Origin of the sequence: Microcoleus sp. Pol12B3 (assembly GCF_036701355.1) — a bacterium.
Taxonomy (GTDB): domain Bacteria; phylum Cyanobacteriota; class Cyanobacteriia; order Cyanobacteriales; family Microcoleaceae; genus Microcoleus.
In genome coordinates this window covers 51,050-76,985 of record NZ_JAUBQS010000006.1, presented here as the reverse complement: position 1 = coordinate 76,985, position 25,936 = coordinate 51,050, and the positions used below count along the sequence as shown (strand labels likewise).

Below are 25,936 nucleotides of genomic sequence, written 5' to 3'. Positions count from 1 at the left end.
AAGTTTTGCGTTAATAAATTACGATTAAAAGTCTGCCGCTGGCATGAGGAATAGCGGCTAAATTATGAGTTATGATTTATCGGTTTGGATGGGAACTAACAACTCCCAATTACCAAATTTTAAGTACAAATTACCAATTACCAATCATCGCTACAAATCATGCCCAACTCAATGTTAAATGACGACCCCTTGTGGTTCAAAGACGCGATTATTTACGAAGTACCAGTTCGGGCTTTTGCCGACAGCAATGCAGACGGCATCGGCGACTTTAGAGGGCTGACAGAAAAACTGGATTACCTGCAAAACTTGGGAGTAACAGCAATTTGGGTACTGCCATTTTTTCCCTCGCCGCTCCGAGACGACGGTTACGATACATCTCACTATACTACCGTCAACCCGATTTACGGCACATTAGAGGATTTTAAAGACCTTTTAGAAGCAGCGCACCAGCGGGGAATTCGAGTCATTATTGAGTTAATTGTCAACCACACTTCCGATCAGCACGCTTGGTTTCAGCGAGCGCGCCGCGCCCCGAAAGGAAGTAACGAAAGAGATTTTTATGTGTGGAGCGACACGCCGGAAAAATATCAAGATGCTCGGATTATTTTCCAAGATTTTGAAACATCTAATTGGGCTTGGGATGCGGTAGCAAAAGCTTATTACTGGCACCGTTTTTATTCTCACCAACCAGATTTAAATTACGACAATCCAGCCGTCCGCCAAGCCATCTTAGATGTGGTAGATTTCTGGTTGGCACTGGGAGTAGACGGACTGCGGATGGATGCGGTGCCTTACCTGTACGAGCGCGAAGGTACTAACTGCGAAAACCTGCCAGAAACTCACCAATTCCTGAAGCAATTGCGGCAGCACGTAGATGAGAAATTTCCGAACCGGATGCTGCTGGCTGAGGCGAATCAGTGGCCGGAGGATGCAGTTCAATATTACGCTGCCGGGGATGAATGTCATATGAACTTTCATTTTCCGCTGATGCCGCGTTTATTTATGGCTTTGTACATGGAAGATAGCTTCCCAATTAGCGATATTCTCCAGCAAACTCCGCCGATTCCAAATAACTGTCAGTGGGCATTATTTTTGCGGAATCACGATGAATTGACGCTGGAAATGGTCAGCGATGAAGACCGAGATTATATGTATCGGGTTTACGCTCAAGACACTCAAGCGAGAATTAATTTGGGCATCCGCCGCCGCTTGGCTCCTTTGATGGGAAATAACCGCCGCCGCATCGAGTTGATGAATGCTTTGCTGCTGTCTCTTCCGGGTACGCCGGTGCTTTACTACGGCGATGAAATTGGCATGGGAGACAATATCTATTTGGGCGATCGCAACGGGGTGAGAACTCCGATGCAGTGGAGTGGCGATCGCAATGCCGGTTTCAGCCGTGCTAACCCGCAGCGGCTTTACGCGCCGCCCATTGTTGACCCTGAATATCACTACGAATCTGTTAACGTGGACGCGCAGCGGGCGAATCCGAGTTCTCTGTGGTGGTGGATGAAACGCCTGATTGCAATTAGGCAGCGCTTCCAAGCATTCGGCCGCGGAACTTGCGAGTTTCTGTACCCGGAAAACCGCAAAGTTTTAGCTTTTGTACGCACTTATCAAGACGAACACATCCTGGTAGTGGCTAATTTGTCACGCTTCGTCCAGACGGCCGAATTAGACCTTGCGCCCTTTAAAGGCGCTGTTCCGGTGGAGATTTTCGGTCGCACGGAGTTTCCGGCGGTTGGCGAATCGCCTTACTTTTTGTGCTTGAGTCCTCACACGTTTTACTGGTTTACTCTTACTGTTAAAAACGAAGATTTGGCGCTCCACGGCGTTCCCACAGACTTGCCTACTTTGGCGGTTATCGGCAATTGGAAAACTGCTTTTGCTACAAGTCAGTTAAGCGATATGCTGCTTAATATTTTGCCGGGATACCTGCGGCGCAATCGCTGGTTTAGCGGTACAGATCGGACAATTCAATCATTAGAAATAAGTGAGATTGTACCGATTGAATGTAAAGATAGTGCGGGGGAGCAATCTCAAGTTTACATTCTGTTTTTGCAGTTGAATTATACTGAAGGTATGCCGGAAACTTACGTTTTGCCTTTAGGGTGGGAAGAGATGAAAGGCGATGTGGACGATCGGGCGATCGCCCGCCTCCACTTCCCAGAAACCAACAAGGAAGTCGGGGTACTATTTGACGCTGCCGGGGACAAAGGTTTTCTGAGCGCGCTGCTGGGGGCGATCGCCAATTCTCGCAGTTACAGAGGTGCTGCAGGTCAACTGCTAGGAATTGCCGACAGTTCATTCAACTCAGAACAAGATTTATCGCAGCTCGACCCTCACCTGTTCAAAAAAGAACAAAGCAATACATCCGCAGGTTACGGCGACCGCTTCGTCCTGAAAATATTGCGAAAAATCGAGGAAGGAATCAACCCCGAATTAGAAATCGGACGCTTTTTAACAGAGCGCAACTCGATCCAACACTACGCTCCAATTGCCGGAGCATTGGAATATCACACACCAGCAAAACAAGTCCTTACCGTCGGAATACTGCAAAAATTAATCCCCGACAGCATAGACGCTTGGTCTTATACATTAGACACACTGCGCGACTATTTCGAGCAAGTAATGACCGTAGAAGCAAAGCATTCCGGCGAGAATTTATCTACTGCCCCCGAAAATTATTTACCGAGCGCTTTGACCGGACAAATGCAGCGGAACTCAAACTCGCTAGTAGCGGATTTATCCCTAGAAATTCCCGCCTTAGCTCGCGAACTCATCGGCTCTTACTTAGCATCAGCCGAACTTTTAGGTCAGCGGACAGCCGAACTTCACCTCGCTTTAGCTGCTGACACAGAAAATCCCGCTTTTGCCCCAGAAAGCTTCACCTCCTTTTACCAGCGTTCCATCTATCAACACATGAGAAATCTGGCCGGAAGAACTTTGCTGGATCTCAAAAAACGGATGTCAAAACTGCCGCCCGAAATACAAAAATCGGCGCAAAAGCTGCTCAACCGTGAAGATTTGCTCATGGAACGTTTCAAATCTATTTTGAACTTGAGAATCACGACCGATAGAATTCGCTGTCACGGAGACTTTCATTTCGGGCAAGTTCTTTATACAGGCAAAGACTTCGTAATTATTGATTTCGGAGGAGAACGCGATCGACCTTTAAACGAGCGGCGGATGAAGAGGTCGCCCCTGCGAGATGTTGCGGGAATGCTGCAATCTATAAGTTACGCTGTTACTTTGGCACTCCGGAATGAAGTAGAAAGTGGGATGATTCGCCCGGAAAATCTCCCGGAGATGCAGCAGTGGGCGAACGTTTGGCACCGCTGGGTCAGCCTCACTTTTCTTAACAGCTATTTGGTAACAGCAGCCGATGCGAATTTCTTGCCCAAATCTATACCGGAACTACAAGTTTTGTTGGATGCTTACATTTTGGAAAAAGCGGTTGGCGAGCTAGCCTACGAACTTAATTACCGCTTAGATTGGGCGGAAATTCCGCTGAAGCGGATTCTACAGTTGCTAAATTAATAAGGGGGGGTTTATCTATACTCGTTAGGGTGCGTGGCTTTCTAGCCACTAAAGTTGCAGCGAGATGCTGGAGAGTCACGCACCTTACATGACACGAAATCTGGTTGAACAACCATTTCCAGCGGCGAATATTAGGTAGGAGTTACAACTGATTCACGTATCTTTACGATCGCTTTGAGAATTTCTTCTCGATTCTTACCTGATTGCATCCATTTTGGAAGTCGAGAGAACAGACTCTGATTCGACCAGCCATAAATTTCATGAGGTTTTCGTTCCCTCAACTTTGCCCGAACAAAAGCCTCAATAAATTCTAAATGTCGAAGATTGTAAGCCCAAAGCGTCTTACCGCAACAGGAAGTTTGAAGCCACAGAGGATAGTGGAAGTAATTATCCTGTGCCTTACTATACCAGCTTTCAATATTCTGTTCAGACCAATCTTTTGAGGAACCACAAGTTGTACAGGAAAATCTGCGAGGAGCAAAGCTATCGACCTTATCAGGATCTATACAACGCACGATCGCACATGAACCACAAAAAGGGCATCTCACCAGAAATTCATTCTGGAATGAGTAGATGTCTTCACGAGTATCTTTAAATCGCTCCATACTTACGATTTTAAATAAAGAGATGTTTGATATAAAACTTGTTCTTGATGCGTTAACAACGTGCAGTCAGAAAGCGGGTAAGCCACACAAGTAACAGCGTAGCCAGCTTGCAATTCTGATGGCTTCAAAAACTTTTGTTCGCTTTGGTCGATTTCACCACTCAGCAGTTTGACAACGCAAGCAGAACACTCTCCTTGCTTGCATCCGTTCGGCAAGCGGATACCGGCATCTTCTGCCATATCTAAGATATACTGGTCGTCTGGTACTGCGATCGTGCGATCGAGCGCGAGAGCCTCATTTACCAACCGAACTTGATAAACTGCCATTTTTTTCTTATTCCTCGCAAAAGGCGGGTTTACGATTCTGTTAGTCCTAGCAAATATTTCGGGTAACACCCGCCCCTACAAATAGAAAGGGCGGGTTTATATCGTGTATATCTAGACAAGTGCTTCTTGATAATCGAGATTTTCATCTAGATAAATAGCCCGAATATCCTCCGGCAAGTTGGATTCTAAACTTTGATATCCTTTTTGCAGCAAAGCCTTTACCTGAGCCGGCGAAATAGCTTCGCCTTCTGCTTGCAAATAAGCTGCAATTCGAGTTTCGCTCCAGCGGAAAGTCTGAGCCATCAACACCACTAAACGCGGCAGCGGCGCTAACAATTCCAAGGCTTGTTTGACGTAACACCAAAGGGGAGGCGGAGCCGATTGCAAAGAATAGTGAATCGACTCAACAGGGGGCAATTGGGCTTGATTTATGCAGACTGCGGTGACATTAATCAGCCAGTTTTGGAGACTGAGATTTTCGCCATCAGACTCTTGGATCTCGCGGCGCAAATCGAGGCCTCGGAGTTCGTGATAGATGTGCTGCCAAGTGTGGGCAAACAGGTAATCGCCTTGTACAGGCGATCGCACGGAATGGCGAATCAGGGAGTGGACAATTTGAGCGTAGCGGCAAAAAATCGCCGTGAAGAACCGACCTTGATCGGGATGGTTTTGAAACAGAGTCAATAATTCCTGGTCGCTGTGATGGAACAGGGATTTGACCACAGGATGGTTGAGTTCGGAAAAATTAGGTGTTTGCACAATTGTTCTGGAAAGGTTTGGAGAATAAATGCTGGTGCAGCCCGATTCTACACGATTTGTCGATCGACATTCCAGAGTTGAGGGCCATTTTTTAGCGGTGCGGTGCCAGCAGAGCGGTATTTATGGCATTTTGTCCCTCTTTCAAGATATATATTTTTCAGTTGTGCGATCGAGCTTTTCACACATCAGAAAAGTTCTCAAAAACTCTGGCTATATTACTTCCCATAAAAAAGAATCTTCACCGCAACAATGCGTGTCGGTTCAGCACGATAAATTAAAAGCGCTCGCTTACTTATATCGTTTCCGGTAGAATCAGAATGATACCGAGGACACGGCACTGCCGTGTCCCTACCCGATTAATTGTAGGGACACGGCATTGCCGTGTCCTGACTGTGGGTAATATTCATTCCGATGCTACCGGAGTTGATATTACTACTATAAATAACCATATCCTCCGCCCCCCGGAGTCTCAATTACAAACACATCCCCAGACTGCATTTCCACAGTCGCCGTACTCCCTAATTCCTCAACTTTACCATCAACTGTTTCAATATAATTCCGCCCAAATTTACCAGCTTCACCCCCATTCAAACCGCAAGGAGAAATCACCCGCCGCCCCGATAAAATTCCCGCCGTCATCGCCTCCCGAAACCGCACTCGCCGCACAACTCCATTTCCCCCGCGATGAGAGCCATTACCGCCGCTACGATCCCGAATTGCAAAACTTTCTAACAGCACTGGGAAGCGCCATTCTAATACTTCTGGGTCAGTTAAACGCGAATTAGTCATGTGAGTTTGAACCGCATCCGTACCGTCAAAATCTGCACCAGCACCCGAACCGCCGCAAATAGTTTCATAATATTGATAGCGCTGATTTCCAAAGGTAAAATTATTCATAGTTCCCTGAGAAGCCGCCATCACTCCCAAAGCACAATACAAAACATCGGTAATATTTTGCGAAGTTTCCACATTTCCGGCAACTACCGCCGCTGGATAGCGAGGATTCAGCATACAGCCTTCGGGATTGATAATTTCAAGAGGTTTCAAACAGCCCGCATTTAGAGGAATATCGTCATCTACCAACGTGCGGAAAACATACAAAACAGCGGCTTTGCACACCGCAGCGGGAGCATTAAAATTGTTGAATTGTTGAGCTGAAGTGCCAGTAAAATCTATTTTTGCACGGCGCGCAGATTTGTCTATTGTAATCGCTACCTTAATTTGTCCGCCACTATCCATCGGATAAGTAAACTCACCATCTTGCAAAACATCAATTACCCTGCGTACCGACTCCTCAGCATTGTCTTGCACAAAGCCCATATAAGCTTGCACAGTCTCTAATCCATAATGTTCTACCATCTTAAGCAGCTCTTCTGCGCCGCGCTTGTTAGCAGCAATTTGTGCTTGCAAATCGGCTATATTTTGAGCGGAATTGCGAACAGGAAAATTCCCCGCTGTCAGAATTTCTAGTAATTCTTTTTCTCGGAAATAGCCCTTGCTTACTAACAGGAAATTGTCAAGCAATACGCCTTCTTCAGTTACTGTTGTACTGTTGGGAGGCATGGAACCGGGAGTAAGGCCGCCGATGTCGGCGTGGTGTCCCCGCGAGGCTACATAAAACAAAGGAAGGGAGGAATCCCGATCGAATACTGGAGTAATAACGGTGATATCTGGCAAGTGTGTGCCGCCGTTGTATGGATTGTTAGAAACATAAACATCGCCCGGTTGAACCGCATTGCCTTGTGCTAAAATTAAAGCTTCAACGCTTTCGCTCATCGAACCCAGATGTACGGGAATGTGCGGCGCGTTGGCAACTAATTGCCCGTTTTTGTCGAAAATTGCACAGGAAAAGTCGAGGCGTTCTTTGATGTTGACTGAGGAACTTGTGTTTTGCAATGTGACGCCCATTTGTTCGGCGATCGCCCGAAACAAATTATTAAAAATTTCCAGCAAAACTGGATCTGATTTAACCGCAGATAAACGCGAATCAACGCGGATATTATCTGCGTCCATCTGCGTGCATCTGCGGTTCAAAATTAAATCATTATTTTCGGTGATTTCCCCTTCCCAGCCCGGCTCTATGATATTAGTTCCCGTAGCTTCAACAATCATAGCAGGGCCTTCTATGCAGTCGCCCGATCGCAAATCGTCTCTCTGATAAACAGGCGTTTCCCGCCAGCCGCCAGCAACATACATTTGCACTGTTGAAATTGGTTGCACGGGCAAGATCCCCGTCCTACCAGATGGGGAAATAGTGGATGCTTCCGGCACATCCATTTTTTCTACAACTTCCACCGAAACCGCTTCCACAATCAGCGGTTTTTCTGGCATAATAAAACTGTAACGCTGTCGGTGAGCTGCTTCAAATTCAGCCTGCATCGCCTCAATATTGTCAGCAAAATCGACAGCCAAAACCGAGTCACTTCCTTGATATTTTAAGCGCAACTTGTTAACAACTAAAACCTCTGACTCATTCTCTGTGTTCTCTGCGACTCTGCGGTTCAATTCCCTCTTTCCCTCAGCCTCCAATTCGGTTAAAATATGATGTAAATCAGTGATTAATTCGAGACTTAATTGTTGCTCGATCGCCCTTTCGCGAATAGCCCGCACATCAGCCAAACCCATACCGTAAGCGGACAACACACCCGCATAAGGGTGAATAAATACCCGTTTCATCCCCAAAGCATCCGCGATCGCACAAGCGTGTTGGCCGCCCGCACCGCCGAAACAGCACAATGTATACTCCGAAACATCGTAACCGCGCTGAAGCGAGATTTTTTTGACAGCATTTGCCATCTTTTCCACCGCGATCGCCAAAAAACCCTCCGCCACCTCTTCGGCCGTCCTCTCGCCCCCAATTTCCCCCGCTAGTTGCCCAAATTTTTGCTTTACTACGTCAGGGGCGATCGGCAAATCTCCATTCAATCCAAATACTTTCGGGAAAAAATCCGGTTGAATTTTCCCCAACATCACATTGCAATCAGTCACCGTCAAGGGGCCGCCTTTGCGATAGCAAGCAGGCCCAGGATTGGCCCCTGCAGACTCCGGCCCCACGCGGTAGCGGGCACCGTCAAAAAACACAATTGAACCGCCGCCGGCTGCTACAGTGTGAATTGCCATCACGGGCGATCGCAATCTCACCCCAGCAATTTCCGTCTCAAATTCGCGTTCGTATTCGCCGTTAAAATGGGCAACATCTGTCGAAGTTCCGCCCATATCAAAGGTAATAATTTTATCAAAACCTGCCTTTTTGCTCGTTTGAACTGCACCGACAATTCCCCCAGCAGGTCCTGATAAAATACTGTTTTTTCCTTGAAATTGTGCAGCGTCCACTAAGCCGCCGTTCGATTGCATGAACATTAATTTAGGGGACGGTGCCCCGGTTCCCGCCCCTACAGCCTCGTTCCCAGGCTCTGCCTCTCTTAATTGACTGGTTACTTGTTCGACATACCGCCGCAAAATCGGAGATAAATAAGCATCGACAACCGCAGTATCTCCCCGCGAAACTAATTTCATCAGCGGGCTAACTTCGTGAGATACTGAAATTTGAGTAAAGCCAATTTCTTTCGCTATTTTAGCAACTTGTTGTTCGTGTTCCGAGTAGCGGTAGCCGTGCATGAATACGATCGCACAACTGCGAATTCCCTCATCGTATGCTTGCTGCAAACACGGGATAAATTCGGGATTGACAGCAGTTAACTCCTGACCTTGAGCGCTGTAGCGTTCTGCAACTTCAATAACTCGATCGTACAGCATCTCTGGCAAAACAATGTGACGCGCGAAAATATTCGGGCGGTTTTGATAGCCAATTCTCAGCGCATCGCCGAAACCTTTAGTAATTAACAGAATTGTGCGATCGCCCTTTCGTTCCAGCAAAGCATTTGTCGCCACCGTCGTCCCCATTTTAATCGCTTCAATTTCGGCGGACGGTATAGCTGCGTCGGCGGGAATTCTCAAAATATCGCGAATTCCTTGGACTGCTGCGTCTGTGTAGCGTTCCGGGTTTTCCGATAGCAGCTTGTGAATGACTAACTTACCGTCGGGGCTGTTGGCGACAATATCAGTAAAAGTGCCACCGCGATCGATCCAAAATTGCCAGCGAGTGCGATCGTCAAAAACAGCATTCATATCTTTACCACTCATCTTCTCTTTCCTTCCTTAGAGCCCTTTGCGCCTTCGCGATTCGTTAAAATAAAACTGTTATATATATCTAATAGCCTCAACCAACCCCTGACAAACACCAGCCAGAAAATCCAAATCCACAGTCTCAATCTTATCGCTTTCTCGATGATAATGCGGATTTCGCATATTAGCAGTATCAGTCACCATAATAGCCGGATAACCATTATCCCAAAAAGGAACATGATCGCTGCGGCGAGTATCCGGCACAATTAAACCTCGATTCGGCACCGGCAGCCACTCGCAGGGCTGACCAGATTTGCGAATTTTGCAACTCAAATTAATCAAATCTGGAACAGTCTGGAAAGTGCCAATTAAAGCAATAAAATTGCCACTATTTGGATAAAAATATTGCAAGCCAGCGGGATAGCTTTGAGAATTAGGATTGTGGTTGCAATAACCCAACATTTCTAAAGAAATCATTAACCGGATTGACTTTTGCTGTTGCTTGTATTTAGCTGCATAATGCTTGCTGCCCAAACAGCCGTATTCTTCCATATCGAAGGCGACTAATTGCACTGGATATTTGAGCGGCCCAGATGCGATATCCCTTGCGAGTTCCAGCAAAACAGCAACACCAGTAGCATTATCATCCGCCCCAGGTGTTCCGGGTACAGTATCGTAATGAGCACCAATTACGATCGGCAGCAACCGCTTCTTACTAGCCCGATCTAAGGGGGGTAAATCCAAAATCAAATTGTGATGAATTCGGCCGCGAACCGAAAAATCGTCAATTTCTACAGTTCCCCACTGTGCCAACTGTTCGCGGATGTATTGCTGAGCATAAAAATGCCCTTGGGATGCGAGGTATGGATTGCGATCGCGTACAATTTGAATCAGATGGCTGTGCAAGCGTTCTTTGAGATTCATGCGATCGGAGATACAATGAGTACACTAAGATTATATGGGATTAAATTATGATTGGAGAAGTCAGAATCGAAAATTATAAGTCCATTCAAAAGCTGAAGCTAGAATTAGGACGAGTCACCGTATTGATCGGTGAAAATGGCTGTGGCAAAAGCAATATCCTAGAGGCGATCGCCCTTGCTTCTGCTGCGGCAGATGACAAGCTGGATAACGAGTTTTTAGCATCTAGGGGCATCAGAGTTACAGAACCTCAATTTATGCGATCGGCCTTTGAAATGGAAAATTTGGTTAAAGATATCAAAATTGACTTAAGATGGAATGATGGACAAGAATTTAAATTTCGTTTACAAAATGATAACTCTCCCTATTCTCAGTGGGTTAATGACAGCAAGTATTATATTTCTTATAGTCCAGTTTACGATTTTGTAAGTTATCATACTGGCACAAATATAGAAAAAAGTAAGACTTTTAAACATCAGGCTTATCAAATAGTTGGTCTAAAAAAATTTATAATTTTCTCTCCTGAAAACCAAGCTTTACGAACTTTTGAAAAAGAAGGTCAAATTCAACCATTAGGGATTAATGGAGAAGGTTTGTTTAAACTTTTAAAATTTTTGAATTCTGATGATAACCAAGAGCCGCTTAATGAAATCAAAAAAAAGCTGCAACTCATAGATTGGTTTCAAGATTTTGAAGCTCCTCCAAATTTATCAAATATTCAAAACTCTCTCCAAATTAAAGATAGATACTTAGATCAAGAGTTAACTTACTTTGACCAAAGAAGTTCTAATGAAGGCTTTTTATTTTTGCTTTTTTACTTCGCTTTATTTATTAGTGATATCACACCTAAATTTTTTGCAATAGATAACATTGATGCTTCTCTCAACCCCAGATTGTGTCGCAGATTAATGCAAGAATTAGTCGAATTAGCAAAAAAACACGACAAACAAGCTATATTCACAACCCACAACCCGGCAGTTTTGGACGGTTTAGATTTAGATGATGATCAACAGCGGCTGTTTGTGATCTACCGTAACCAATTAGGGCATACTAAAGCTAGACGCATTCTCAAACCTGAACCTCTCGAAGGACAGGAACCTGTAAAATTATCCGAGGCTTTTTTGAGGGGCTATATCGGCGGACTTCCTAAGAATTTTTAATATGATTAGTTTTGGATTAATTACTGAGGGATTGACTGACCAGATTGTGATTGAAAATATTTTAGCAGGATATTTCAAGAATCCAGATCTAGATATTAGACCGCTTCAACCAGAAAGAGATAAAAAAGATGAAAACAAATTTAAAGGTTATGGTAGTTGGAGTCAAGTTTTTGCTTATTGCCGTTTAAAAGATTTTCAAGAAGCGTTTCAATTTAATGACTATATAATTATCCAAATAGATACTGATGTTTCAGAAGAGCATGGTTATGATATCCCACAGCGAGATGAAAATGGCGAATTTACTCCTCAAGAGTTGATTGAAAAAGTTATCGAAAAGTTTAAAGAGGAAATTGGCGAAGATTTCTACAGTCAATGTCAACAGCGAATCATTTGGGCTATATCAGTACACTCTATTGAGTGTTGGTTGCTGCCACTGTATTATAAAGACAACAAAAAGTCTAAATTCAAAAAGTGTTTAGAAACGTTAAATAAAGAGCTTGTAAAGAAACATGATTTTACAATTGACGCTAAAAAGCCTGAATATTATCGGGAAATTTCCAAACAATATCGCAAGCATAAGGATTTGATGGATTGTTACCAAAAAAATCCCAGTTTGACAAGTTTTGTAGTAGAGATTGAAAGCAAGAAAATTGTTATTCCTTTAGAGGACGAGTGGTAAATTTAGGCAATTTTGCCTAAACTTTTCCACCTGCTACACTTCTGATTCCAATTCGCTAACCCGCAACTGCACGGGTAATTCTACAGAATTCAACTCAGACGACTCTAACAATCCTGTTGCTTCAACTTCTGCACTCGCTTCACCGTGCCGCACTTTTCGCAATTTCTCACCCAAAGTATCCCGCTGATTAATCAAATAAATACTCACCAAAGTCAGTCCAACTCCCATCGATTGCAGCGGATTGAGGATTTCGCCCAAATACAAATTGCCGAACAGCAAAGCAAAAACAGGCGTAAGAAAGGTAAGAGAACTTAAACTGGTTAGACTCCCGGTAGAAGCAAAATAAAAGAATAAACCGTAGGCGATCGCACTTCCGAACACGGTAGAATAACCTAACGCCATCCAGCCGGAAAAATCAATATTCACAAACTGTTCGGACTCAGTTACAGCCGAAATTGCCAACAGCGGCAAACCGCCCAAAATCATGTGCCAACCAGTCGCCACCACCGGGTCAACATAACGGCAAACCCAGCGCACCAAAACCGTACCCACAGCCATCGACAAAGCAGCCAACAGCATCAACCATTCTCCACCCTGAAACAACTGTTCGATACCCGCAGAAACCTGCACGTTTTCTGGATGAAACAGCCCCAAAATCCAGCCATCCGGCAACCCAATTAAACTGATGCCAACTACGCCAATAACTAATCCCAACCAGCCCCAAAAACCAATTTTTTCTTGAAACAGCCACAAACACAAAATCGCCACAGCTAGCGGTTGAGAATCAATCATCACCGAACCCAAGCCCGCACCGGTTCTCGCCAAACCTTCGGCTAAAAAGCCTTGAAACAAAGTAGCGTCAACCAAAGCAAACAGCGAAATCCACAGCCAAGCTTTCCAACCCTGCGGCTGCGGTTTTCCCATGAATGCTGCCGCCAGCAGCACCAAAACGCCGGCAGGTACTAAACGCACGAATGCCACAAAAAGGGGCGTTGTGTGGGGCATCACCCCCTTCATCGCTACCATCGCGGTTCCCCACAGGAAAAACGGCGCAATTAGCAACAGCGGGGCAAAAGGCAGTTTTGAATCGGTAAGCTTTAGCTGCATGACGGAGACTCCAAATAATTAATGAGAGTGGCTCTCACGAGAATGATGTAGATTTGTTAAGCAATTTTTACAATTATTATATAGTGGTGTTGAGTTAAATTCGATCGTACTTATGGCAGAGGAACCCGATAGTCGGAGAGTGGGAGATCCCGATAGTGAGCGAACGCCAGATGGCGAAAATCTTCCCTCTGCCCGATCCGAATGCCTTCTTCCCTCGGATGAGTCACACTATAAGAGTTAGCTACAAAAATCCGTAACATTGCCCGAAAACTGCCCATGATTTGGCCATTCAAGCCCCGCTACCGCAAACAAATCGCCCGTATCGAAATCACCGGAGCCATTGCCGGAGAAACCCGTAAACGAGTCCTAGAAGCTCTCAAAACCGTTGAAGAACGAAAATTTCCCGCCTTGCTGCTGCGGATAGACAGCCCCGGCGGCACTGTCGGCGATTCCCAGGAAATTTACAGCGCACTCAAGCGTCTGCGCGAAAAAGTCAAAATTGTTGCCAGTTTTGGCAATATTTCAGCTTCTGGCGGAGTTTACATCGGCATGGGAGCCGAGCATATCGTTGCTAATCCCGGTACAATTACCGGCAGCATTGGCGTGATTATCCGGGGTAACAATTTAGAACGGCTGTTAGAAAAAGTAGGCGTTTCTTTTCAGGTGATTAAATCGGGGCCGTATAAAGATATCTTGGCATTCGATCGAGAATTGACAGATCCTGAACAGCAAATTTTGCAAGACTTGATCGACACCAGCTACCAGCAATTCGTGGAAACCGTTGCTGAAGCCCGGAAATTGGCTGTTGAAAAAGTCAAAAGTTTTGCCGACGGTCGGGTTTTTACCGGTCAGCAAGCCTTAGAATTGGGTTTGGTCGATCGGCTGGGAACAGAAGAGGACGCTCGCCGCCTTGCCGCCGAACTCGCAGGCCTCGACCCGGAAAAAACCGAGTCTTGCACGCTAGAAAAACAAAAACCTTTCCTAAATCGCGTCTTGGGGAGTAGTCTGGATATATCTGGGCTTTCAGCTTACAATAATTTGCTGGAATTCGAGCTTTCTACTAGCGGTTTGCCGCTGTGGATGTATCGCCCGTGATTAAATAGTCAGTTGGCACTTGGCAGTAGTTAGTTGGCAGTGGTAATTGGTAATTAGTAATAGGTAATTGCAACTAGCAACTGACAACTAGCAACTGACAACTGACAACTGACAACTGACAACTGACAACTGACTAAAATGGAGGAAATTTGCGTGGAGTGGCAAGTGCGGGGGATTCGTGGGGCAACTACTGCTAGCGAGAATTCGGTGGCAGCAATTCGAGAAGCGGTGAGAGAATTGTTAGATGAATTAGAAGCAAAAAATGATATAAATCCAGAATTAATTATTAGTGCTACGTTTTCTGCTACTCGCGATTTAGATGCTGTGTTTCCGGCCGCGATCGCCCGCGAACGTTCTCACTGGTGCAATGTTCCTTTGTTGGACGTACAGCAAATGCACGTTGAGGGTGCTTTGGAACGCTGCATTCGGTTTTTAATTCACGTCAATTGGCCGGCACATACTGAAATTTATCATCCTTATTTGCGGGGAGCTCAAAATTTGCGTCCCGATAGGAATTTAGCGGTGGCGGTGGCTGGGGAAAAATAAATAATAGATTCACTTTGGGATTGATTTAACAGTTAACTCACCATTACAGGTGGGTTTATTTTTTACGGCATTTGATACAGTACAAAACCTGCCCTAGGGATATACGGTTAAAAGCTTTTATTATAAAAAAACCCGGTTTCTTTGAGAAGCCGGGTTTTTTGTCAATCAGACGCTTTCTTGTGATGCAACCTAATCCCTAAAAAAATGTCATATATAAAACTCCAAAAGTCCTTTTTCCCTTCCAATATTCCCAAAGTTTGAGGAGAACCCTTTTCATCTAGCAGCGGCTTCACAGCTTCGTAAGCAGGCTTGTAATTGTACCAAGGAATTGAAGGCCACAAGTGATGGATCAGATGATAATTCTGCCCCAAAATTAAGATATTCAGAATAGGACTCGGATATACTCTGGCATTTTTCCAGCGATCGCGATCGTGAAACGGACGGTGCGGCAAATAATCAAAAAACAACCCCAAGGCCAACCCCACCACCAAAGCCGGAGAAAACCAAAAATTCAGCACGTAATCTAAATGACCGTATTGAATCGAGATATACACGATCGCGATCACAAACAAACGGCTGAGGAACCATTCCAATAATTCGTATTTCCGCCACAGTTTGCGCTTAAAAAAGAAAATCTCGTGGTAAAAAAACCTCGCAGCAATCAACCACAAAGGCCCGCCGGTCGAAACATAATGGTCTGGATCGTTATCTGGGTCATTGACGTGGGCGTGATGCTGCATATGTACCCGCGTAAACACCGGGAAAGCAAAACCCAACATCAGCGCGCTACCGTGTCCCAAAATAGCATTAACTGTGCGATCGCGATGGGCCGCATTATGAGACGCATCGTGAATCACAGTTCCGGCCATGTGCAACGCCAACACATTCAGCGAAAAACAGCACCACTGCGGCCATCCCCAACACCAGAAACCCAAGTTAGAAATCACGATAATCGCTACTGCACTCAAAAACAGCAGCAGTGTCGGATTAAAGTCACCGGGAGGACTCAGAAACTCTTTCGGCACTGTCAGCGGCCGTCCTGCCTCCGACATCTTTGTTAAGACTCCTTAATATTTCACTCTTGCGTAGTATAAGATACAAGCCGGACAATAGTAAAGTTTTATGAAAGAACAGAGTTCGATCGCCAGAAACTAGCCTCTGCACAACCAGGAAAGTATTGCTGTTGTGCAAGGATACCAGTGCTAGATTAGCCAAAAGAACTCTGCAGACCCAATAAAATCAATGGGTATCTTTGTATTTATGTCAAGCCTGAGAGCAGATAAATTTGCAAAAAAGCGCGCTGCCCGAGAAAAGATTACCGATGGGTAAAAAGTCAGATATTCTATATATTGTTCAATACCTGCTTTTTTGACGACTATCAAAATTTTTAAGACTTGAGACTAGCGTCATTGCTTGTAGTGAAAGATGAAACGTTAGCCGAAATTTAAACAAGAAATCCACCTGCCTCCCCAGAACACCGCTGATGCAATTGCCAAAAGCCCTACGCCGGACTAAAATCGTCGCCACCATTGGCCCAGCAACTTCGGACCCACAAGTGCTGCGCCAGCTCATAGAAGCCGGTGCCACAACTTTGCGACTCAACTTTTCCCACGGAACAGAAGAAGACCACCAGCGCAGCATTCGCTTAATCCGGCAAACTTCCTTTGAACTCAACCAGCCGGTTGCCATCCTCCAAGACCTCCAAGGTCCGAAAATTCGTTTAGGGCGCTTTGAGACAGGCTCTATAGTGGTCAAAAACGGCGATCCTTTTATTTTAACCAGCCGCCCGGTTCCCGGCACCGAACTCATTTCTTCCGTCACCTACGACCCCCTAGCAGACGAAGTTCCAGAGGGAGCAGTGATTCTGCTTGACGACGGCAAAGTGGAAATGCTGGTGGAAAAAGTAGACCGCGCAGCGCGGGAATTGTACTGCCGCGTCGTCGTCGGCGGGCCGCTTTCCAACAACAAAGGCGTGAATTTTCCGGGAGTTTACCTATCAATTAAGGCGCTGACTGATAAAGACCGCAAAGATTTAATGTTCGGCCTCGACCAAGGTGTCGATTGGGTAGCCCTGAGCTTTGTGCGAAATCCCCAAGACGTACTCGAAATTAAAGAACTGATTGCCAGTGCGGGCAAGCAAGTACCAGTGATTGCCAAGATCGAAAAGCACGAGGCGATCGAACAAATGGAGGAAATTCTCACCCTTTGCAACGGCGTGATGGTCGCCCGCGGCGATTTGGGAGTGGAACTGCCCGCCGAAGACGTGCCGATTTTGCAAAAGCGCCTGATTGCTACCTCCAACCGCCTGGGTATTCCGGTAATTACCGCTACCCAGATGCTCGACAGCATGGTCAACAATCCCCGTCCCACCCGCGCCGAGATTTCCGACGTGGCAAACGCGATTCTTGACGGAACTGATGCAGTGATGCTCTCGAATGAAACTGCTGTCGGCAAGTACCCCGTCGAAGCGGTGGCGACGATGGCGAGAATTGCAGTGCGGATGGAGAAGGAAGGAATTAAGCGGAATATTAGGAATGTAGAAGATATTGGTCGATCGATCCCCAACGGCATCAGCCAAGCAGTCAGCCAAATCTCCGAACAGTTGAACGCCGCAGCCATCATGACGCTGACCAAAACCGGCGCCACAGCCCGAAATGTCTCGAAGTTCCGACCCAAAACTCCCATTTTGGCAGTTACTCCTCACGTAGACGTAGCCCGACAACTGCAATTGGTATGGGGAGTCAAACCCTTGCTGGTGTTGGATTTGCCCTCCACCGGCCAGACATTTCACTCTGCCATGACAGTCGCCCAGGAAAAAGAGTTAGTGTGCGACGGAGATTTAGTCGTGATGACCGCCGGTACTCTGCAAGGGGTTGCCGGATCGACGGATTTGATCAAAGTTGAGGTAGTGACAGCAGTTTTAGGCAAAGGCACCGGTGTCGGTTTGGGATCGGTGAGTGGCATGGCCAGGGTTGCTCGCACTGCGGCAGATGTAGGAAATTTCCACCCTGGAGAAATTTTGGTAGTGGAACACACCAGCGTCGCTTTTGTGGAGATGATTCGGAAAGCAGCCGGTGTGGTGACGGAGGAGGACAGTTTGACTTCTCACGCCGCGATTATCGGTTTGCGCTTGGGCGTGCCGGTGATGGTGGGCGTGAAGAATGCCACGCGGGTAATTCGGGACGGAACTATGCTGACGCTGGATATGCAGCGGGGTTTAGTTTATTCCGGGGCCAGAGGCGGCTCAACTGACGCGGAAGTGACCGTTTAACTTTTGGTGAGCTAGGAGTTTTGGAGTTGTGAATTAAATTCTACAACTCCTTGATTTTTTCATTTAGGCTGTGCTACAATTCAAAATTGTCTGTGCCGATGTAGCTCAGGGGTAGAGTATTCGATTCGTAATCGAACGGTCGTGGGTTCAAATCCCACCATCGGCTTGCAATAAAATATATATTTTCAAGGGTTCTATAGCTTATTAATGCTGTAGAACCTTTGTTTTTTCCATGACTTGTCTATGGTTTGTCTATTTTAGTGAGGAATGCAAGTCGTCGGATTTTAATGGGGACTGAAGTCCTCACTAGGAACCTATTTCATCGCGGATTTTAATGAGGACTGAACTCTTCACTACGAAGCTATTTCATTACCAATTTTTATGGTTTTTAGTCAGGAGTAAAGTCCTCGGATTTTAATAAGGACTGAAGTCCGATGCTGGAAACCTATGGCATTGCGGCTTTTGTCGATGGCAAAAATACCAGATAGAGGGTGGCTATTGCTTGTCAAATTGTTGCCAAAAATCAAGTCCCAATTGAGGTAAATTGTTAAAGAGGAAAGGGAACACAATTTGTAATTACTTTGCCGATCGCTAGTGTTTCTAAAACTTAACAGAAACTTAACAGAAATCGCTGTAAAAATGCGGTAAAATCAACCTTGAAGAGCGCAGACAATTAAAAAAATAGCGAAAAATCTATGTGCCTGCAACCAGGAGATATCCTGCGCCAACGTTACCAAATTGTCAGTGAATTAGGTCGGGGAGGGTTTGCGAGGACATATACAGCTAGGGATTTAGACATACCGGATAACCACCTGTGCGTTATTAAGGAAATTAGGCAGCCAAGCGATCCGCAACTCTTGCCAGAAGCACAGCAGCGATTGGAAAGAGAAGTTCGATCTTTGCGCCGATTGGGCGGACATTCGCGCATTCCACAGTTATTCGATAGCTTTCAAGAGAATGACAATTTTTATTTAATTCAAGAATACATTGAAGGACATCCGCTGAGGCAAGAATTCGCTCCAAATACTCAATGGACTCAAGAGCAAGTAGTTGAATTTTTGCAGGATATCTTGCCAGTTATCGCTTTTGTTCACGAACACAATGTCATTCACCGCGATATCACTCCTTCTAACTTAATTCGGCGCGATTGCGATCGGCAAATAGTTCTGATTGATTTTGGGGCTGTCAAAGAAATCAGTTCCTTGGAAATAACTGATTCGGGAAACACTATCAGCAGAACTATTTATACGCAAGGATATTCGCCGGCAGAACAAATTGCTGGCAATCCTCAATTTTGTAGCGATATCTACTCTGTAGGTATTGTCGCTATTCAAGCCCTTACAGGCTTGTCTCCTGCTCAAGATTTCCTGACAGATTCCCGGCGGGGCGATATCGTTTGGCGCTACTCGACTCCCGATCGCCCTATGGTACAGATTAGCGCCGGCATGGAAACGATTTTAAACAGAATGGTGCGCTACAACTTCCCCGATCGCTACCAATCTGTTGCTGATGTTTTGCAGGCTTTGAATTCGATCGCCACCTTACACCCGGCGCCCCCACTGTCACAGAATTTGAATGTACCGCAACAGTTGCCAGATAATCATCCAATCCTATCCCTATCGCCACCGCCGAAACGCGATCGGTTTTCGGGATTTTGTCGATCGCACTTTCGCCGATCGCTGTTGGCAATTGCGGGAATTATTGCCGGATGTGCGATCGCCCTTTTTTTTCACAACATTTTTACCCCGAAAACTTGTCTTTTACTGCAAGGTGATGCTTTAAGCTGCGGCGAAGAATCTCTACTAAAATCCTCGACTCCTCGATTAAAGCAAGCAGGAGTTAATGAATTTGCCAAATCCAATTATCGGGAAGCATTTAATTACTTTAAAAGGTCGTGGCATGAAGAAGAACGCAAAGATCCCGAAACTTTAATTTACATGAATAATGCCTTATTAAAGGCTAAAAAAGCCGATTATTACACGCTTGCCGTAATCGTTCCCGTTAGTACCAACGAACAAGGTAGAGCCGAGATAGATTTGCCTAAAGAAATCTTGCGGGGAGTTGCTCAAGCGCAAACGGAAGTTAATTTAAAATTATTCAATTCTGAGATAGATCGCAACCTAAATGGTTTAGATTTTCAAGAGAATCAAGCTATTAAAGGTAAAGGTTTACAAGTCATAATTGCTGACGATGCCAATCTAAAAGAAGAGTCGCTCGCCCGCGCTAATTCCCTAGTCAAACTGGGCGGTGTTTTGGGCGCTATCGGTCACTACACTAACGCAATGACAGTCCATACAGTCGATATTTACAACCAAAATCATTTAGTATTAATTTCCCCAGGCAGTACGACGGAAGAAGCCACAGAAAAACCCCGAAATTTTTTCTTTAGGACTGTGCCTCGGACTAAAGTTAGTGTTGAAGTATTCGCGAAATATCTGATTGAAAAAAAAGGTCAAACCAAAGTAGCAGGTTTCTACAGCACCACCAGCGAAGCCACTTCCTCTTTTTGGGAAGAATTCAGAAAACAGTTTAGAGAACGGGGAGGAAATATTGCAAATATCACCGAATTCGATTTGTCACACAGCGACTTTAACGTGAAAAAAGCCATACAAGAAATTAGGCAAACAGAGAAAACAACGATAGTTTTAAGTCCGAGTCACATCCCGATCGCTCTCAACAATGCGATGGCACTTTTGCAAGCCAATCTCGACCGCAATTGGGTTGTCGGCACGGGGGGAATATACAGTCAAAAAACTTTAGAAGCTGCTGCTCAGTTACCGTCTTTTGAGAAAATGGCGGCCGCAGTTTCTTGGCATCATTTAAAATCTCCCAACCGCAAATTCCTTGAGAATACTCGCAAGCTTTGGGAAGGAAATGTCAGTCACCGAACTGCATTAACCTACGATGCCGCTAAGGCGCTGATTCAAGCCATAGAAATGCAGCACCAACCCAGCCGCGAAGGGATGCAAAAAACCTTAGCCGATCCAAATTTTAGCGCCACAGGAGCCACCGGAACAATTCAGTTTGACAAAACGGGTTCGCGCAAAAATTTTAGTCCGATATTAGTGCATATTGTCAAGTGTTCTAAGGAGCAGTTTGGGGTGACTTTTGTGCCGATCGAATTTCCGACAGCAGCAGCGGCGGGTTTAAATTGCGATTGATCGTACTACTTCTACTTGGGAGGCCGGGGGAGGCGAAAACTCAGGGGACTGAGGATTTGATTGAGAGTTCGCAGTTGTTCAGCAGTACCCAAACAGATCAGCATATCTCCTCCTTCGATCGCAGTTTCTCCCGTAGGCCCCACAATCAAAGTCCCGCTAGCGCGCCGCACCGCTAAAACTAAGGCCCCCGATTGCGATCGCAATTTGGCATTTCTCAAAGTTTGCCCGACGTAGACACAAGTATTGGGATCGACGAGAAATTCTTCCATGTAAAAAGAACTATCGGTGCCCGTCAAAACACCGTCTAAAAAATCCATAACTTGAGGCCGCAAAGCAGCCGCCGCCATCCGCTTTCCGCCGGTGATGTAGGGGGATACGACGGCATCGGCCCCGCCTCGCTGCAACTTCTTTACGGCTTCTTCTGTGGTGGCGCGGGCGATCGCCCGTACCTTCGGATTCAGAGTTTTCGCCGACAGCACAGTGTATAAATTCTCGGCATCCGAAGGCAAAGCTGCTACTATGCAAATTGCGCGATCGATCCCCACACTCAGCAAAATTTCGTCCAGAGTCGCGTCTCCTTGGACAGCCGTGTACCCCAGCGCCAAAGCTGCCTCAACCGACTGTATCGCCGAATCTATCACCACAAAAGAGATATATTCGGCCTGAAATTCCAAGGCAATTTGGCGGCCAGTGCGCCCAAAACCGCAGAGAATGTAATGCCCGATCAAAGAATCTACCAATCGCCGCTGCTGCCTAATTCTTGCTCCTTCTTGAAAATATCCTTCAATCAGCGCTTCTGTAAAGCGGTTGACGATGAAACCAATCACAATCACCCCCATCAAAATCAGGCATATGGTAAACATTCGGCCGCGTTGACCGAGGGGCTGAAGTTCACCGTAGCCCACAGTTGCTAGGGTAAATACTGTCATGTAAGCGGCATCTAGCAAAGACCATTTTTCCACCTGCCAATACCAAAGAGTACCCGTGCAGAAAATGCCGCCCAGGGCGATGACTCCGCCTGTTAAGTCTTTTTGCAGGCGCTGGTACTTTTGCTCTAGAGTTGAATACACCGATCGGGCTGACCTATTACCTATTAGCTGCTACCAAATTAAACCATATCAGCCCTAGACGCAGGGGCGGTCAAAAAGCCAGTTTCTGCCTAGATACTTTGCTGCCAAACTCAACATTTTGACTCTTAACCCGGTTTTTTTTGCGTGAGTTCCGACTGAGTTCCAATCCCATCGCAGAGGTGGCGATTGTTTTGATTTGCGATCGGATTTGTCTGCAAATAATTGCGGACTCCATTACAACCCTGCTGCAATAAATCGTCAAGATTAAAATTCCACAGCATCACCGTACCGTCAGCACTAGCACTAGCGATCGCCTTGCCGTCTGGACTAAAACTCGCACTCCACACAGCATCCTTGTTACCTTTTAAAGTTTTGAGCAATGTACCGTCAACGTTCCACAGCCTCAGCATTTTGTCTGTGCTAGCAGATAGCAACATTTTACTGTCGGGACTAAAGCTGATATTTGTCACTCCACTTGTATGCTTTAAAATACTTAACGGTGTGCCGTCTTTGCTCCAAATTCTCGCAGTTCCTCCAGCACTTGCAGCCGCCAGCATTGCTCCATCGGGACTGAAAGTTACACTCATAATTTTATCACTTTCCATCTGTAAAGTTCGGAGCAATTTGATATCAGTGCTGGCTTCGATTGACTGCTGTTTTTGCAACTTTTCCGTAACCTTTCTCAAGCTCCAAAGTTTAACAGTGCCATCAGTACCAGCCGCAGCAATTATCTGACCGTCTGGGCTAAAACTCGCGCTGGTTATCCAACCTCGATCCACTTGAAAAGTTGCCAATTCTTCACCGCTGATTTTCCAGAGTTTAACAGTGCCATTGGCACTGGTAGAAGCAATAATATTACCATCTGGACTCAAAGAGACGCTTGTTATTTGATCGCTATGTCCTTTTAAATTGTGGATCAATTTGCCATTCTTTTGCCAAATTTTTACAGTTTGGTCGTCGCTTGCTGAGACAATAATCTGACTGCTAGGATTGAAGATGGCCCTGATAATTTTATCCGTATGCCCTGTTAATGTTGCTTGCAAAGTTCCATTAGTTTGCCAAAGTTTGATATAATTATCATCCGTAGCAGTCACAATCGTTTGACTGTCGGGACTGAAACTCGCGAAAGCAAGGGTACTGGCTTGAGTCTGCAAGCGGCGGCGTTCCCGAAAGTTGTAAACTGCCTGTTCGAGGGCGATCGCCACTCGCATCTGAATATCTGAGCTGACTCCGAGCGATCGTTTCATTTCTGTAACAGCTCTGATGCTTTCTAGCAGAGCTTCCTCTTTTTTATCTGCAGCAAATAGCGTTTCTGATAGCAAACTGAGAGTGAGAATTTTGTTGTTTCTTTCTTCGATGGACGGTTTTACCCAAAAAGCTACTATCAGGATTGATATTAATATGGCTGCGGCTCCTGTAACTGTTTGCACTCTCAGTTGTTGCTCCCGCCAAAGTTTAACTGCAATCGCTTTTTTCTGGTTTTGTGCTTCGCTTAGTTCCTGTAGTAACTTTTTTTCGCGACGCAGTTGTTCTATTTCAGCTTGATGCTGTTTTTCTTGATAGCGAAATTTGGCAAATTCCGCTTCTTGACTCGCACCTAAAAATTGATAATCTTGGGTGCTCAAGCTTTTATTTGCCGCCCACTGTCGCGCATCTTCCAGTGCTTGACCGCGCAACAAGCGAGATTCGTCTTGACAATTTGTAGCTATCCATGCTGTTAGGGATTCAGCATAGGGGCGCAAGTCGCCGAGTGCTTTTTCTACCCAGTTATGGTTGAATATAGCTGCGTAAATGCGGTTGGATACGGTTAATTTGCCGGCTCGTTTTACTACTAACCCGCTCAACCGCAATTCAGTTTGTTCGGGAGTATCATCGGCGCAGATCCCCCCTGCCAGGGCGGGCACGGGGGCACCGCCCCTACAATCGGGGGGTTCTGAAAGTGGCAATATTTTTTGATATAGTCCTAATAACCTACTGGCGCGGTGCTGACTTCTGAGAAGGCGATCGCGAATTGTTTTGATGTGTACAGGTTCATCGGATGATTCCCAATTATCAATAATACGAGATTGCACTATCTCGCTAATTAATAATTGATTTGTAGTAAAAGTTTCAGTTTTGCTTTCATCCGTTGAGTCTGATATAATAGAAGCCGATGCTAAGCTTTTTATATTGTGCAAAATCAGCTTGCAAAGCTTTTGAGTCAGAAATGGCTGCCCTCCAGTCCAATCCAAAATCTCTTTTAAAACCTCTTGAGGATTGTCTACTTTTCCCTCAAATCCCTTGGCTAAAGGCAGAGCTTCCTGTAAGTTAAAACCGTTCAATTCAATAGCTAAGCCGATATTAAAGGGCGTGCGAGTTGCATCGCTAATTAAATCAGATGGCGTAGCTACTCCCAGCAAAGCAAATGTAATGCGCTGGTATTCTGAATTGTGAGCGCGTTTATTGTAGCAACATCTAATTAATGCAAAAAAATCATCTAGCGGTTCTTGGAAACTCAGAACGCTATCAATTTCATCAATAAAAATGACCAGGTTTTGAGAAATTTTGACTAGCAGCAATTCTTCAATTAACTCTGCTAAGCGCTGCACCGGGGGCATCAACTCTCTCTCCCGCCACCAAGTCATAAACTCGACTGGGTTAAACAGGTTGAAACTGCACAATAGCTTGTAAGCGACGCCACCGTACCACTTATCTAGAGAGACTTGCTGGTTGCCAATGTCCGAAAGGTCGATCGTAGCACAGGCAATGCCATCAGCCGAGAGTTTTTGTACAGTTCGCACTAGCAAACTGGATTTGCCCATTTGTCGGGAATTGAGCACGTAACAAAACTCTCCGGCTATGAGGGCTTGATAAAGTTCTGAGTCAGCTTGTCGCACTACATAAGTAGGTGCATTTTGCGGGAGACTGCCGCCGATTTGATATTGGTAATCGACTGTCATGATCTAGCCTCTAGTCATAAGTTTGTGGCATTTCAATGGTGCCTATAGCACAAGCAATTTTACCATTTTGATAAGTTGGTTCTGGTGGTTTGATTGTACCAGGAGAATCAGATCTGCACAATATAGATGTTGTCCTTATTTTATTTTTAGAAGCATTTGATTCAACTTTTGTAGCAGGAATTACAAAAACTACACCGACAAAGCTTTTAATATCTTTATGCTTTGAAACTCCATAATTAAATGTCGCTTTTTTTGTTGTATGGTGGGAATATTTGTAATTTTCTGTCTCGGTTTTAATGATGCGAATTCTTAAAGCCTTAACAGAAGTGCTAAAAACACTTTTTTCGGCAAAATAGGCTTGCTGACGTTTGTTGATTAAGCTAATATACATTCTGGGTTCCCATTGCTTGTTGATCCTAACCCTAGCCTGAAAGGGTCGCACAACTACGGAAGCTAATACTCCAATCACCATTAAACTCACTAACCATCGACAACCATTAGATTCAATGCTAGCTGATTTAGAATTATGTTGACTCATTGTTTTGTATCCTCTCTGTTTGTTGTAAAAACTTTAGTCCGGTAAATCTAAAGTGAATGCCGATTTGATATTGGTAATCGACTGTCTTTATATT

16 protein-coding genes and 1 tRNA gene are annotated in these 25,936 nt (G+C 45.4%); 8 read left to right on the top strand and 9 right to left on the bottom strand.

Annotated elements, in window-relative coordinates; translation table 11 throughout:
* Positions 1–171: 171 nt before the first annotated feature.
* Positions 172–3,540 carry a maltose alpha-D-glucosyltransferase gene (gene treS, locus QUA53_RS04735; RefSeq protein ID WP_333248711.1) on the top strand — a complete coding sequence of 1,123 codons (3,369 nt, stop codon included), beginning with the start codon at positions 172–174 and terminating at the stop codon, positions 3,538–3,540.
* A gap of 607 nt (positions 3,541–4,147) precedes the next feature.
* Here treS and QUA53_RS04730 read toward each other — a convergent pair.
* The 4 genes from QUA53_RS04730 to QUA53_RS04715 all read right to left on the bottom strand — a co-directional run bounded on the left by QUA53_RS04730 (position 4,148) and on the right by QUA53_RS04715 (position 10,279).
* Entirely contained in the window at positions 4,148–4,471 is a 324-nt protein-coding gene (locus QUA53_RS04730; protein ID WP_333072940.1) for a 2Fe-2S iron-sulfur cluster-binding protein, read from the bottom strand.
* A 111-nt stretch (positions 4,472–4,582) separates the two neighbouring features.
* Complete coding sequence (locus QUA53_RS04725) at positions 4,583–5,230, bottom strand: sigma-70 family RNA polymerase sigma factor (RefSeq protein ID WP_333065799.1); 648 nt, start codon at positions 5,228–5,230, stop codon at positions 4,583–4,585.
* A 435-nt stretch (positions 5,231–5,665) separates the two neighbouring features.
* On the bottom strand, positions 5,666–9,358 hold the full coding sequence (locus tag QUA53_RS04720) for a hydantoinase B/oxoprolinase family protein (protein ID WP_333094807.1): 3,693 nt from the start codon (positions 9,356–9,358) through the stop codon (positions 5,666–5,668).
* A 72-nt stretch (positions 9,359–9,430) separates the two neighbouring features.
* Positions 9,431–10,279, bottom strand: a complete 849-nt coding sequence (locus tag QUA53_RS04715; protein WP_333094689.1) for a M20/M25/M40 family metallo-hydrolase — start codon at positions 10,277–10,279, stop codon at positions 9,431–9,433.
* Positions 10,280–10,326: 47 nt separating this feature from the next.
* Here QUA53_RS04715 and QUA53_RS04710 point away from each other — a divergent pair, with 47 nt between their 5' ends.
* Together QUA53_RS04710 and QUA53_RS04705 are read left to right on the top strand one after the other, a co-directional pair.
* Positions 10,327–11,436, top strand: a complete 1,110-nt coding sequence (locus tag QUA53_RS04710; RefSeq protein ID WP_333094688.1) for an AAA family ATPase — start codon at positions 10,327–10,329, stop codon at positions 11,434–11,436.
* A gap of 1 nt (position 11,437) precedes the next feature.
* On the top strand, positions 11,438–12,115 hold the full coding sequence (locus QUA53_RS04705; protein ID WP_333094686.1) for a phage tail protein: 678 nt from the start codon (positions 11,438–11,440) through the stop codon (positions 12,113–12,115).
* A gap of 33 nt (positions 12,116–12,148) precedes the next feature.
* On the opposite strand, the gene QUA53_RS04700 is transcribed toward QUA53_RS04705, so the two are convergent.
* Entirely contained in the window at positions 12,149–13,222 is a 1,074-nt protein-coding gene (locus QUA53_RS04700; protein ID WP_333094684.1) for a DMT family transporter, read from the bottom strand.
* 276 nt (positions 13,223–13,498) lie between these two features.
* On the opposite strand from QUA53_RS04700, the gene sppA reads away from it, so the two are divergent.
* Both sppA and aroH read left to right on the top strand, forming a co-directional pair.
* Positions 13,499–14,317, top strand: a complete 819-nt coding sequence (gene sppA, locus QUA53_RS04695) for a signal peptide peptidase SppA (protein ID WP_333094683.1) — start codon at positions 13,499–13,501, stop codon at positions 14,315–14,317.
* Between the two features lie 138 nt (positions 14,318–14,455).
* A complete protein-coding gene (gene aroH / locus QUA53_RS04690) occupies positions 14,456–14,863 on the top strand; it encodes a chorismate mutase (RefSeq protein WP_333072926.1) in 408 nt (135 codons plus the stop codon).
* A gap of 161 nt (positions 14,864–15,024) precedes the next feature.
* Here the strand turns inward: aroH and crtR are convergent, their stop codons facing one another.
* Positions 15,025–15,915 (bottom strand): beta-carotene hydroxylase, encoded by an 891-nt coding sequence (gene crtR / locus QUA53_RS04685; protein WP_333094682.1) that lies wholly within the window; start codon positions 15,913–15,915, stop codon positions 15,025–15,027.
* A 431-nt stretch (positions 15,916–16,346) separates the two neighbouring features.
* Between crtR and pyk the strand changes: the two genes are divergently transcribed.
* The 3 genes from pyk (at position 16,347) to QUA53_RS04670 (ending at position 21,295) form a co-directional block, all read left to right on the top strand.
* The gene (gene pyk, locus QUA53_RS04680) at positions 16,347–18,134 is read left to right on the top strand and encodes a pyruvate kinase (RefSeq protein ID WP_333094681.1); all 1,788 of its coding nucleotides are present in this window, start codon (positions 16,347–16,349) and stop codon (positions 18,132–18,134) included.
* Between the two features lie 94 nt (positions 18,135–18,228).
* Positions 18,229–18,300: transfer RNA gene (locus QUA53_RS04675), tRNA-Thr, on the top strand.
* 529 nt (positions 18,301–18,829) lie between these two features.
* Positions 18,830–21,295, top strand: coding sequence for a bifunctional serine/threonine-protein kinase/ABC transporter substrate-binding protein (locus QUA53_RS04670; RefSeq protein WP_333094680.1), 2,466 nt, complete (start codon positions 18,830–18,832; stop codon positions 21,293–21,295).
* A gap of 11 nt (positions 21,296–21,306) precedes the next feature.
* Here the strand turns inward: QUA53_RS04670 and QUA53_RS04665 are convergent, their stop codons facing one another.
* The 3 genes from QUA53_RS04665 to QUA53_RS04655 all read right to left on the bottom strand — a co-directional run bounded on the left by QUA53_RS04665 (position 21,307) and on the right by QUA53_RS04655 (position 25,842).
* Positions 21,307–22,365, bottom strand: coding sequence for a potassium channel protein (locus QUA53_RS04665; RefSeq protein WP_333094679.1), 1,059 nt, complete (start codon positions 22,363–22,365; stop codon positions 21,307–21,309).
* A 125-nt stretch (positions 22,366–22,490) separates the two neighbouring features.
* Positions 22,491–25,304, bottom strand: a complete 2,814-nt coding sequence (locus QUA53_RS04660) for an LpqB family beta-propeller domain-containing protein (RefSeq protein WP_333094678.1) — start codon at positions 25,302–25,304, stop codon at positions 22,491–22,493.
* Between the two features lie 10 nt (positions 25,305–25,314).
* Positions 25,315–25,842: a type IV pilin-like G/H family protein gene (locus tag QUA53_RS04655; RefSeq protein ID WP_333094677.1), complete on the bottom strand. Its 528-nt coding sequence runs from the start codon at positions 25,840–25,842 to the stop codon at positions 25,315–25,317.
* Positions 25,843–25,936: the final 94 nt, after the last annotated feature.